Below are 12,377 nucleotides of genomic sequence, written 5' to 3'. Positions count from 1 at the left end.
CTTACCAGCTCCGGAAACGTGCCGGCGGCGAGTACAGCCCGCCAGACCAGGTGACCAGATCGTCGATGCTGCGCGCGGCCAGCAGCGAGCGCTTGGCTTCGCCGCGCCGGATACCGAGATCCTCGGGATACGCGACGATGCCGCGCCGGCGCAATTCAGCGGTCTTCTCCGGCTTCGCCCGCAAACCGATCGGCGTGACGCCCGCCACCGCCGCAATCGCGGCGCGCCGTTCGTCGATGCCTTCGGCCTTGTGCAGATGAGCGATGCCTTCTTCGGTGACGACATGGCTGACGTCGTCGCCATAGATCATCACCGGCGCGATCGGCATGCCGCTCTTCGCGCCGACGGCGACCGCGTCGAGTTCGTCCACGAAGGTCGGCTCGCCACCTTTCTTGTACGTCTCGGCGAGCTGGACGACCAGCTTCTGGCCGCGCGAAACCGGCCCCTGGTCTTTCAGCAGCTTGAGCCAGGCAGCGCTCGAATGACGGCGTCCGCGCGGATCGTGTCCCATGTTCGGCGCACCGCCGAAGCCGGCAAGCCGGCCGCGCGTCACCGTCGACGAATTCGCGTCCGCGTCGATCTGCAGCGTCGAACCGATGAACAGATCCACGCCATATTGCCCGGCCAGCTGGCACAGCACGCGGTTCGAGCGCAGGCTGCCGTCGCGGCCGGTGAAGAAGACGTCAGGACGCGCCTCGATGTACTGCTCCATGCCCACTTCGCTGCCGAAGCAATGCATGCTTTCGACCCAGCCCGACTCGATGGCCGGAATCAGCGTGGGGTGCGGGTTGAGTGTCCAGTTGCGGCAGATCTTGCCCTTCAGACCGAGGGCTTCGCCGTAGGTCGGCAGCAGCAGTTCGATCGCGGCGGTATCGAAGCCGACGCCGTGATTGAGCGACGTCACTTCATACGCTTCGTAGATGCCGCGAATCACCATCATGGCGGTCAGCACCTGCAGGTCGCCGATATGGCGCGGGTCGCGCGTGAACAGCGGCTCGACCGCGAACGGCCGGTCTGCCTGCACGACCAGGTCCACCCACGAGCCCGGAATATCGACGCGCGGCAATTCGTCGACAATTTCGTTGACCTGAACGATCACGATACCGTGCCGGAACGCAGCGGCTTCGGCAATCGTGGGCGTATCTTCGGTGTTCGGTCCGGTGTAGAGATTGCCGTGGCGGTCCGCTTTTTCCGCGCACAGCAGTGCGACGTTCGGCGTGAGATCCACGAACATCCGCGCGTACAGCTCGACGTAAGTATGGATCGCGCCGATTTCGAGCTGGCCGTCTTCCAGCAGTTGCGCGACGCGCAGGCTCTGCGGTCCGGCGAAGGCGAAGTCGACCTTGTGCGCGATGCCGCGCTCGAACAACGTCAGATGCTCAGGGCGGCTGATGCTGGAAAGCAGCAGGTGCACGTCGTGGAGTTTTTGCGGATCGACTTTGGCGAAAGAGCGCGACAGAAAGTCGGCCTGCTTCTGGTTGTCACCTTCGAGCGCGACGCGGTCGCCGGGACGGATCAGCGTTTCCAGCGCATCGACGATACGCGCGGCCGGCAGCACGCCGTCTTCGAGCCACGTTGCGACCGTTGCAAGCCGGCGGGCTTTCTCGTCGCGCAGTGTGGTCCACGAGCGCGCGGCAGGGGCGGCTGGGTGAAGGGATGGTTCGGCTTGTGGATTCATCAGCGGATTCAGCTCCCGGTGGTTGGAGTGCGCGCGCGCGTTGCGCGCAGCTTGCGGCCGTTGGCTTGCGCGGCTTCAGCCTGCGCGCGCTCGGTCAGGAAACGATAGAGCAGCTCGCCCGTGCCGAGCAGATGCTCGGTGACGAGCGAACGTGCAGCGGGGATGTCGCCGCTGCGCACTGCATCGAGGATGGCGGCGTGTTCGCGATCGGACTCGTCCTTGTACAAGGGGTGGCCGAATTTGAGCCGCAAATAACGCTCGCCGCGTCGGTGCAGCGTGGCGATCATCTCTTCGAGTTGCGGACGCGCGGCAGGCGCATACAGGCTCATATGGAACGCCTCGTTGCGGGCCACATAGCGCGACGGGTCTAGCTCGGCTTCGGCGGCGTGACACAGTTTTTCCGCCTCGCGCAGCGTGGCTGCCGTGTGCTGCGGAATGGCTAGGCCGATGGCAAGACTTTCCAGCGCCGAGCGGATTTCATAGATCTCGCGCGCTTCCTGCGCCGACAGCGGCGCGACCGTGGCGCCCTTGTTCACGGCGACTCTCGCCCAGCCTTCACTTTCCAGCTGCCGCAACGCCTCGCGCACGGGAATTGCGCTGACCGAGAAGTGACGGGCAATCGCGTCTTGCCGCAAGGGGGCGCCGGGCGCCAGCGTGCCTTCGACGATCGCGGTGCGCAAGGCGTCCGCGATGACGCGTGAAGTGCTGGCCCGCGGCGTCACCGCTTCGGGCAGAAAAGGGACGCGCGAAGCGCTGTCCAGGGGAAAACCATCGGTTGCGTCGTTCATAAGTTCAAATATTATATATGAAATGGCGCGTTTTGCACGAGGGTAAATCTGAGGTTCGGGCAGCGAACGGATTTTGATCCGCGTGCGGGACGAGTCCAGGGCTTTCTGAAGGGGGCCCGCTGTAGCCGTCGCACGCACGCTAACTCGTTGTTAAGAATAGGCAATACGTAGTTCAACCGTAGGGCTGGAGGAGCATGATGAACACAATTTCGGACCGCGCGCGTGCCGCGCGGCATCGCACACCACTCAACCGCTCGCAGATTGCAGGCTTCTGGGGCGCATGGGCGGGCTGGACGCTGGACGGGATGGACTCGTTCATCTACGCGCTGGTCCTGACGCCCGCGCTCACTGAATTGTTGCCGCGCTCGGGATACGCGGCGACGCCGGCCAACGTCGGACTCGCCGGATCGATCCTGTTCGCGCTGTTTCTGATCGGCTGGGGGCTGTCGTTCATCTGGGGACCGCTGGCGGACCGCTTTGGCCGTACTAAAGTCCTGGCCGGTACGATCTTCACGTTTGCAATATTTACGGGCCTTTCGGCGATCTCGCAAAACGTTTGGGAACTGGCTATTTTCCGGTTTATCGCGGGCGTCGGGATTGGCGGTGAATGGGCGCTGGCGGGGACCTACGTGGCGGAGGCATGGCCGGAAGACCGTCGCAAGATGGGCGCGGGCTATCTGCAAACCGGTTATTACGCGGGCTTCTTTCTGGCTGCCGCACTCAACTACACGATTGGGGTGCATTACGGCTGGCGCGCCATGTTCCTGACCGGCGCGGTGCCGGTCGTGGTCGCGATCCTGATTCTGCTGCGTGTGAAAGAGCCGGAAAAATGGCAGAAGGCAGAGCCGAACGCCGTACACAGCAAGCCGCTTCGTGAGATTCTCGGACCGAAATACCGGCGTAGGACGTGGGTCGCGTGCGCCTTGCTGACGATTGCGATCATTGGATTGTGGGCCGGCGCGGTGTACGAACCGTCAGCGGTGATCCAGCTGGCGACGCGCGCCGGCATGGGCAAGCCGGATGCGATGCGCACGGCGTCGATAGCCACCGGATTGCTGTCCATTTCGACGGTTCTCGGTTGTCTCGCCCTGCCGCCGCTAGCCGAACGGATTGGCCGAAAAAAGACGCTGGCAATCTATTTCGGGGGCATGGCGGTGGCAATTTTCGGCAGCTTCGGCTGGTCGTTTTATATGCCTGACGGACTGGTGCCGTTTATTGCGTGGCTGTGTGTGCTGGGGTTCTTCGGTGGCAATTTTGCGCTGTTCAGCCTGTGGTTGCCGGAGCAGTTCGAAACCCGCGTGCGGGCGACGGCATTTGCCTTCTGCACGTCGTTCGGGCGTTTCGTCGGGGCGGGCGTCAACTTCCTGCTGGGCGCCGCGGTGCTGCATATGCATACGCTCGGCATACCGGTTGCGCTGACCGCGCTGGCGTTCGTCGTCGGGCTGTTCATTATTCCGTTTGCACCCGAAACGAAGGGGGAAGCGCTGCCGCAGTGAGGAGGCTTTAGCGGTGCGCGCTCTTGCGTGCGTCGCGGGTCGGCCAGGTGGCGAGCTGGCATAGCGGCGCGTTACGCGGCATGCCTTGTTATGGTCAGGCGGTGTTGGCAAGCGGGCGGTCTCACGCCCGGCAACGCCTCCACGCCTCAATCCGCCGGATGCCTGACCCGCGCGCCGCGCCGCAGCAGCGACAGCAGCGGCCAACCCAGATTGACGCCGAGACTCGCCGTCACGATCAGCGCCATACCGGCCAGTTGCGGCGCCGACAGCGCCCGTCCGTAGACCACCGCATCGACGACGATCGCCGTGAGCGGATACACGAAGAGCAACACGGCGATGACAGGCGTCGTCAGCTTGGGCAGCGCGCCGTAGATCAGCACATACGACAAGCCCGTATGCAGTACGCCCATACCGATCAGCCAGAACCATTGCGATGGCCCGATGTGCGCCACCGAATGCAGCGGCGCGATAAACGCCAGACAGATCACGCCGACCAGACACTGCGCGAGCGTCAGCAGATGAGGGCGCAACTGGCCGAGACTCTTGGCGATCAGCGTCACGCTTGCGTAGAGCACCGAACCGGCTAGCGCCTCGCCTACCCCGAACAGATAGCTGCCGTGCCCCTGGAGGTTTTCGCTCGTGGCCACGCCGGAGGCGAGCACAAGTCCGATGAACGCGGTCGCAATCCAGCCGAGCCGGTCGCCACCAAGGCGTTCGTTGAAGATCGCCGCGCCCATCAGCACGACCCAGAAGGGCTGCACGTGAAACACCACCGTCGCGACCGCGATGCTGGTGCGGTGAATCGCGTCGAAGAACCAGACCCATTGGGTCACCATCAGCAGGCCGGACAGGACGGCGAGCAGCACCATGCGCGGCGTAAAACGCTGGGCCCTGAAGAATCCTTTCCAAGCGCAATAACCCGCCAGCGACAGAAAACCGAACAGGCAGCGGAAGAACACCATCGTCATGGCGTCGAGGCGCGCTTCCTCGACGAAGATGCCGATCGTTCCCATCAGCAAGCCGCCGCTGGCAAGGGTGACGGCGCCCTGTTGGCGCGTGGTGAGTGACATGCGAAAGGCTCCTTGACGATGACAAGGTCAAGTATCGGAGACTTGCCAGCTAACGACAAACGAATAAAATTGAGAAATTCGATAAGCTGGACTTATGAATCATGCACCCAGAATTCGACGTGGATCTGCTGCGCACGTTTGTCGCCGTGGTCGAGGCGGGCAGCTTCACGAAAGCTGCGGCAACGGTACACCGCTCGCAAGCGGCCGTCAGCATGCAGATCAAGCGGCTCGAAAGCATGCTCGGCACTACGCTGTTCGCACGCAATACCCGCAACCTTGCGCTGACGCGGCCGGGCAACACGCTGCTCGAATATGCCCGGCGGGTGATCGATCTGCATGAGGAGGCGTGGTCGGCGATCGTGCGGCCCGAGGTCACCGGACGGGTGGTGCTCGGCGCGCCGGACGACTACGTGTCGTCGTTGTTGTCGCCGGTGCTCAGGCGCTTTTCGAATCTGTATCCGCACGTGGAGATCGAGATTGTCTGCGCGCAAAGCACGGCGCTCGCGCCGATGCTGGCGGACAACAAGATCGACCTCGCGTTCGTCACGCGCGATCGCAAGCTGCGCGGCGACTTCGTGCGCAGCGAGCCGATGGTGTGGGTGGGGGCGTCGGAGGAAACCCCGGTGCTGGCGGCCTCGCCATTGCCGGTCGGGTTATACGAGCCGGGCTGCGTGGCCCGCACCCATACGCTCGCCGCACTGGACGCCGCGCGAATCCGCTACCGCGCCGCGTATAGCAGCGCCAGTCTGCTCGGTCTCGTAGCGACCGTGGACGCCGGGCTGGCTGTGATTGCGCTCACCCGCTGCAGCGTGCCGTCGCGCCTCGCGATCCTCGGGGATGCGCAGGGTTTGCCGAAAATCGAACCGCTGGAAATCGTGGTGGCGCGCAGCGCCAAATCCGACCGGCCGACCTGCGACTATCTCGCCGCCCAGATGATTCAGGACTTGTCGGTGCGAGCGCAGCCGCGCGCGTCGAGCGCGCCGCGCGACGCGCGCGGGTCCGACGTTCAGGCGCGCGCGTAAGCCGTGACGTCGCCGTCGATGGCGAGCCGGACGCGCTCGCCGGGTTGCGGCGTCCGGTACCCGGGCACGCGGGCACGTACCACGGTGCGCGCCGCCGATTGCAGTTGCAACCCCACACCTGCGTCCTGCCCCTGGAAGATCACGTCCTGCACGATGGCATCGAACGACGCCGTCCCTTCGGGCGTGGTTTCGTCGGCGCGCCACAGACGGATCTGTTCGGGACGCACCATGACGTCGACGGCGCCGTCTTTCGCAGGCGCCGACAGCGTCAGTTCGCCGAGTTCGCAGCTCACGCGGTCGCGTGCGGCGATGCCTTGCAGCAACACCGCCTCGCCGATGAACGACGCCAGTTCGCGCGTCACCGGCCGCCGGTAAATCATCTCCGGCGTCGCCGTCTGGATCAGTTTGCCGTGCCACAGCACCGCGACCTCATGGCCGAGCGAGAGTGCTTCCGACTGATCGTGCGTCACCAGCACGGCAGTCGCGCCGGCTGCCGCCAATGCGCTCGCCACGGCCTGGCGGGTCTCGAGACGCAGCGCCGCGTCGAGCGAGGAGAACGGCTCGTCGAGCATCACCAGCGTGGGCGAGGGTGCCAGCGCACGCGCAAGGGCCACCCGTTGCTGCTGGCCGCCGGAGAGCTGCTGCGGGGCGCGCCCGGCAAACGAGGCGGGCAGGCCGACCAGTTCCAGCAATTCGGCGACGCGATGCCGTGCGCGCCGTTGCGCGCGCGGCAGACCGAAGACGATGTTGTCCGCCACCGACAGATGCGGAAATAGCGCACCTTCCTGCGGCACATAGCCAATGCGGCGTTGTTCCGAGGGCACGTGCAGTGCGTCGCCGGCGACGCGCCGGCCGTCGATTTCCACGGTGCCGCGGTCCGCGCGTTCGAAGCCGCACAACACCCGCAACAGCGTGGTTTTGCCGCTGCCGGACGGACCGAGCAGGGCGAGCAGCGTGCCGCGCTCGACGGACAGATCGATGCCGTGCAGCACCGGGTTGCCATCGAACGATTTTTGCAGGCCGCAGATACGAAGTTCGCTCATGAGAATCCGATGGAATAGCGGGGAGGTCGGCGCAGCCTTAGCCGCGATCGCCGAGCAGCGCGGAGCGGCCGAGCAGGGCAAACAGCAGGCCGGAGGCGCACAGCGAAATGCCCGTGAGCAGCGCGGCGTAGGGCGCGGCGGCGGCAAACGCCATGGTCGACGTATCGGACCAGACCTGGGTGGCGAGCGTCTGGGTGCCGATAGGCGAGAGCAGCAGCGTCGCGTTGAGTTCGGTGACCACCGAGATGAATACCATCGACGCCGCCGCGCCCAGACCCGGCCCGGCGAGCGGCAACAGCACGCGCACGAGCGTCTGCCGCCAGCCCAGTCCGAGCGCCCGCGCGGTTTCTTCGAGACGCGGCTGCGCCTGCATCAGCGCGGCGCGCACGCTGACGAGCGCGAGCGGCAGGAACAGGATGGCGTAGGTGACGATCAGCAGCGTGGTGCTCTGATAGAGCGGCTGCAGCGAATGCACGGCGAGCGAGACGATTGCGAGCGCGATCACGAGACCGGGGATGCCTTGCGCGAGAAACACGCTGCGTTCGAACAACGTGGCAAGACGCCCAGGATAGCGCACCAGCAGGAACGCGAGCGGCACGATCAGCAGGGTCGTCAGGATGGCCGCGCCGAGTCCGAAACCGAGCGACGAGAGCGTCGCATTGAACAGCAGTTCGGGCGAAACGTCGGCCGGCGTGACGGCGGCGGCGCCCGGCTGGGTGAGCCAGTAGCCGATCATGCCGAGCGGCACGCCGAGCGTCGCAATGGTCAGCGCGCCGAAGCCCGCCACCACCAGCCAGCGCCACCAGCCGAGGTCATAGCGCAGGATGGCGCGGCGCGCGCCTCGGTCGACGCGTTCATAACGCGCGGCGCCGCGCACGCGGAATTCGAACGCCAGCACCACGAGGCACATCACGATCAACAGACAGGCCAGCAGCGAGGCGCCGGGGCCGTCGAAGCTGGTGCGGTATTCGGCGTAGATTTCGGTCGTGAACGTGCGAAAACGCAGCAGCGTGAACGCGCCGAACTCGGACATCACGCCGAGCGCGACCAGCAGCATGCCGCCCAGCAAGGCAGGGCGCAGTTGCGGGAGGATCACGCGGGAAAAAGTGGTCCAACGGCCGCAGCCGAGGGAGCGGGCGCTTTCTTCGAGCGCCGGGTCCATGCTGCGCAAGGCAGCGGCCACCGGCAGGTAGACCAGCGGGAAATAGGCGGAGGTAATGACCAGCAAGGCGCCGTTGAAATCCTGCAGATCCAGGCTGAACGACACCCACGCATAGCTCGTGATGAACGGCGGCATCGCGAGCGGCGCGGCCATCGCCACGGCCCAGAAGCGGCGGCCGGGCAGGCGCGTGCGTTCGACGAACCACGCGGCCGCCGTACCCAGCACCGCCGCCGCGAGCGTGGCCGATACCGTGATCATCAGCGTATTGACGAGCAGTTCGCCGACGAGCGGCCGGAACACCAGTTCGGTCGCCTCGGCGAAACCAAAACTGGCCGCTCGCCAGACAGTAAACGCGAGCGGCAGCAACACCAGCAGCGCGCTCAGCGCCGCACCTGCAAACAGACCACGCGGCGCGCGCTTACGGCCGCGCGCCGGTTCCGAGCTAGCAGCCGGCGAAGCGGCTGATACAGCGTCGCTCATTTACAGCAGTCCGGCCTGACGCAGCAGTTTGCCGGCCTGGCTGTCGTCACCGAGTTGTTGCACCGTCAGCGTCGGCGGGCTCAGTTCGGCGAACGGTTTGAGGATCGGGTCCGGTGCGACGCCGCCATGCAGCGGGTACTCGAAATCGACATGGCTCTTCGCCAGCAGCGTCTGGGCGCGTTCGCTGACCAGATAGGCCAGGAATTTCTGCGCGCCGTCTTCGTTGTGCGCCGACTTCAGGACCGCGGCACCCGACACGTTCACCAGCGCACCCGCGTCGCCGTTGGTGAAGTGATAGAGCGCGCTACGGGTTGCCTTGTCGCCGATTTCAGCATTCAGGCGCGCCCAGTAGTAATTGTTGATGAGGCCGGTTTCGACTGCGCCGCGATTCACGGCGGCTACCACGCCTTCGTCGTCGTCGAAAATCTGCGAGTTGGCTTTCAGGCCCTTCAGCCATTCGAGCGTCTGTGCTTCACCCTTCAGGGCGATGACGGCGCTCACGAGCGGCAGGAAGTCGCCGTCGCTCGGGGCAATGCCGACCTTGCCTTTCCATTGCGGCTTGGCCAGATCGAACAGCGATTGCGGCAACTGCTCAGCCTTGAGTTTGGCCGTGTTGTAGGCCAGCACGTTTTCACGCGCGGTGACGCCGACCCATGCGCCGGTCGGCGAATCGAAACGCGCCGGCACGGCCGACAGCGTCGCGGCATCCACCTTGCCGAGCAGGCCCTTTTCTTCGAGCAGCATCAGTTCCGGCGAGTTTTCCGTGAAGTACACGTCGGCCGGGGAGGCGGTGCCTTCTGCGACGAGCTGCGCCGCGAGCGCCGGGCCTTCGCCGGTGCGGATCTTGACCGAGATGCCGGTTTGCGCCTGGAAATCCTTCGCGAGCATGTTGACGACCTGCTCGTGCTGCGCGCTATACAGCGTGATCGATGCAGCGTTCGCGGCGAGCGGCGCTGCGCCCAGCGTCGCCAGCAGAAGAGCCGCCGCGCCGCTGATTGCGCGGACACGGCTGCCAAGCCAGGAATGAGTCATGATTCAGAATTCCTTTTGTGATGGTGTCGATCTACTGCTCCGCGAGCGCCGCCTGTGCGGCGCTCGCGTCTTACGTTTCGAACAGCCCCGCGCCGATGTACGAACCCGGTCTCGCGCCCGGCGGGCAGGCGAACACCGCGCTGCCGACGTGCGTCGTGAACTGGTTCATCATGTCGAACTTCGAGAGCTTCTCGTTGATGGGGATGAAGCCGGTACGCGGGTCGCCCTGGTAGGCAATGAAAATCAGGCCCGCGTCGTACTCGGTTTCCTGGCGCCATGGCGGCCAACGCTCGATATAGAAATTCGAGCCGTCGTTGTACGAGTACGAACGGCGCAGAATCTGCGCGCCATTGTTGGTGGCCTGGTTCGACAGCCGGACGTGCGAGTTCTCCGGAATCACCGGATTGCCGTCCTTGTCCTGCGCGTCGAGATCCAGCGGCTCGAATTCGTTCTTCTTGCCGATCGGCGCACCGCTGTACTTGTGCCGGCCGAACACCTGCTCCTGGAAATCCGCTTCGGTCAGGTCCCAATGTTCGAGCGTGATACGGATGCGACGCACCACGCTATACGAGCCGCCTTGCATCCACGGCGCATCCGCGCCGTTGGCCCAGACGAACTGGTTCATCAACTCGGGCTTTTTGGTCGACGGGTTGTTGGTGCCGTCCTTGAAGCCCATCAGGTTGCGCGGCGTCTGACCGCGCGGACCGGACACGAAACCGGCCTGGCCCCAGCGCATCGTCGCGATGCCGTAGCACTGGCGCGCCAGTTGACGTACGGCGTGGAAGGCCACTTGCGCGTCGTTCGCACAGGCCTGGATGAACAGGTCGCCACCGGTTTTTTCCGGCAGCAACTGGTCGCCGTTAAAACGCGGCAGATCGACCAGTGCCGCGGGACGGCGAGCGGCGATGCCGTAGCGGTCCTTGCCGTCCGAGGTGAAGAGCCCCGGGCCGAAGCCGAAGGTCACCGTGAGGCCGGCCGCGCCGAGGCCGAGCACGTCGCCGGAATCCGGCGCAGCCTTGCCGTCGGCGCCGGGCAGCGCGCCTGCGGGCTGACCCTGCGTCATACGCGCGGCGGAGTCGGTCCAGGTGCGCAGCAGGCCGATCACGTCTTCGCGTTTGGTCGTGGTGAGATCGAGCGCCGCAACGTAGATATGCGATTGCTGCGGCGTGACGATGCCGCCCTGATGCTCGCCGAAGAACGGTTCGACCGCCAGGTAGGGATCGACGGCGTGGGCCGGCGACTTGCTGAGCGCGGCCTGGGCGACGCCGGTCGCGCCCAGACTTGCGCCTGCTGCGACCGCCGCACCCCCGGCTTTCAGAAACCCGCGCCGGGTAGGCCGCTTGGGGGGACTTGTATCGTTTGCCATGATTACTTCGCTAGTACCAACGTGTTCACGTCGTCCTGCACATAATAAAAACCATCGCCCGCCGGCGTCATGACGATGCCGAACAGGTCGCCGTTGCCCGGAGGCGATTGCGCCTTGTCGGTATCGATCCAGCGTGCGTAGATCTGCTTGCCGGCAGCAGGGTCGATCTCGACGACCTGGCCGTTCAGCGCATTCGTCACCAGCAGGTGGCCGTTGGGCGCCGTGACCATGGCCAGCGGCCGGCGCAGCAGGCCGTCGGCGGTGAGCTGGCGGCCCACGCCCGCGCTCGTATCGCGCGTCATCGGATCTTCGATCGCGTTGACGCGATTACCGATAGCGTCCGAAACATACAGGAGTTTCTGGTCGGACGACAGGGCAAGGCCCGTGGGTCCGACGAGGAACACGCCCTTGTCCGCCTGCGCGCCGAAGCCGCTGCCGACCACGGTTTCCTTCTTCACGACCGGCGGCTTGCCGTCCGGAATGTCGACGTCGAGGCGCAGCACGGTGGCCTGCTTGAACACCGGCGGCTCGCCGTCCGGGCCGACTGCGGTTGCCGGGCCGACGCCGAAGCCGGCGTTGCTGACGAACAGCGTGGCGCTATTGCCGTTGTCGACGACCGCCATGTTGCCCCACGGGTCGTTGATGTTCGGGCTGTTGATGGTCGAGACCACCTTGCCTTGCGGATCCAGCACGATCAGGCAGCCGGCGCCCTTGGTGCCGGTGGTGCCGTCGTTGCTCGGCGTGCTGCCGACGATCACCCAGCCCGACTTCAGCATGGTCATCGCGGTCGACAGGCCGACGCCGCCCGGGCATTCCTTCAGATCGCGCGGAATCGTCGCGAACAGCGTCATCTGTTTGGTGTCCGGATGGTAATCCACGATGGTGGAGCCGGTGCCTTGCAGGTTGGTCGAATTGTTGAAGTTGTCGATCAGCACATCGTCTTTCTTCACCGTGCCGGCCGAAACCGGCGCGACGACGAGCGCGTACGGATTCTGGTCGCCGTTCTCGGGCACCGTGTTGATGAGCGTGGTGTGTTTATGCACCGTCTCCAGAAAGCCTTGCGGATCGGCGTATGCGGTGCCGGCCGCGAGCAGCGCAGCGGCGCCCGCCGCCGCTGCCATCAGTGCCCGCGTAGCGCGCGGCAAAGTCTTGCGCTTGGGGTAATTCATGATTGAGCCTCCGTGCCTGCGCACAAAGCGTTGAATGCGGTCATGATCGAAAGCATGGTGTCCAGGTTATG

Annotated in this window: 10 protein-coding genes; 2 read left to right on the top strand and 8 right to left on the bottom strand. The window is 65.3% G+C overall.

Going from position 1 to position 12,377, the window contains the following annotated elements:
• Position 1: 1 nt before the first annotated feature.
• Both mdcA and P3T43_RS24085 read right to left on the bottom strand, forming a co-directional pair.
• Positions 2-1,678, bottom strand: a complete 1,677-nt coding sequence (mdcA, locus tag P3T43_RS24090; RefSeq protein ID WP_429283550.1) for a malonate decarboxylase subunit alpha — start codon at positions 1,676-1,678, stop codon at positions 2-4.
• An 8-nt stretch (positions 1,679-1,686) separates the two neighbouring features.
• Positions 1,687-2,466, bottom strand: a complete 780-nt coding sequence (locus P3T43_RS24085; RefSeq protein ID WP_429283579.1) for a GntR family transcriptional regulator — start codon at positions 2,464-2,466, stop codon at positions 1,687-1,689.
• 197 nt (positions 2,467-2,663) lie between these two features.
• Here P3T43_RS24085 and P3T43_RS24080 point away from each other — a divergent pair, with 197 nt between their 5' ends.
• Positions 2,664-3,962, top strand: a complete 1,299-nt coding sequence (locus P3T43_RS24080) for an MFS transporter (protein WP_429283549.1) — start codon at positions 2,664-2,666, stop codon at positions 3,960-3,962.
• 146 nt (positions 3,963-4,108) lie between these two features.
• On the opposite strand, the gene P3T43_RS24075 is transcribed toward P3T43_RS24080, so the two are convergent.
• Positions 4,109-5,032, bottom strand: a complete 924-nt coding sequence (locus P3T43_RS24075) for a DMT family transporter (protein ID WP_429283548.1) — start codon at positions 5,030-5,032, stop codon at positions 4,109-4,111.
• Positions 5,033-5,133: 101 nt separating this feature from the next.
• On the opposite strand from P3T43_RS24075, the gene P3T43_RS24070 reads away from it, so the two are divergent.
• Positions 5,134-6,054, top strand: a complete 921-nt coding sequence (locus P3T43_RS24070) for a LysR family transcriptional regulator (protein ID WP_429283547.1) — start codon at positions 5,134-5,136, stop codon at positions 6,052-6,054.
• On the opposite strand, the gene P3T43_RS24065 is transcribed toward P3T43_RS24070, so the two are convergent.
• The 5 genes from P3T43_RS24065 to P3T43_RS24045 all read right to left on the bottom strand — a co-directional run bounded on the left by P3T43_RS24065 (position 6,039) and on the right by P3T43_RS24045 (position 12,306).
• Positions 6,039-7,097 carry an ABC transporter ATP-binding protein gene (locus tag P3T43_RS24065; protein WP_429283546.1) on the bottom strand — a complete coding sequence of 353 codons (1,059 nt, stop codon included), beginning with the start codon at positions 7,095-7,097 and terminating at the stop codon, positions 6,039-6,041. The genes P3T43_RS24070 and P3T43_RS24065 overlap by 16 nt on opposite strands.
• Before the next feature lie 37 nt (positions 7,098-7,134).
• Positions 7,135-8,739, bottom strand: a complete 1,605-nt coding sequence (locus tag P3T43_RS24060) for an ABC transporter permease (protein ID WP_429283545.1) — start codon at positions 8,737-8,739, stop codon at positions 7,135-7,137.
• On the bottom strand, positions 8,740-9,771 hold the full coding sequence (locus P3T43_RS24055) for an iron ABC transporter substrate-binding protein (protein WP_429283544.1): 1,032 nt from the start codon (positions 9,769-9,771) through the stop codon (positions 8,740-8,742).
• Positions 9,772-9,841: 70 nt separating this feature from the next.
• The gene (efeB, locus tag P3T43_RS24050) at positions 9,842-11,137 is read right to left on the bottom strand and encodes an iron uptake transporter deferrochelatase/peroxidase subunit (RefSeq protein WP_429283543.1); all 1,296 of its coding nucleotides are present in this window, start codon (positions 11,135-11,137) and stop codon (positions 9,842-9,844) included.
• Positions 11,138-11,139: 2 nt separating this feature from the next.
• Complete coding sequence (locus P3T43_RS24045; protein WP_429283542.1) at positions 11,140-12,306, bottom strand: hypothetical protein; 1,167 nt, start codon at positions 12,304-12,306, stop codon at positions 11,140-11,142.
• Between the last annotated feature and the right edge of the window lie 71 nt (positions 12,307-12,377).

Origin of the sequence: Paraburkholderia sp. GAS41 (assembly GCF_050436545.1) — a bacterium.
In the GTDB taxonomy this organism is placed as follows: Bacteria; Pseudomonadota; Gammaproteobacteria; order Burkholderiales; family Burkholderiaceae; genus Paraburkholderia.
The sequence above is the reverse complement of the archived record's forward strand: the minus strand, read 5'-3'. Positions and strand labels throughout refer to the sequence as shown.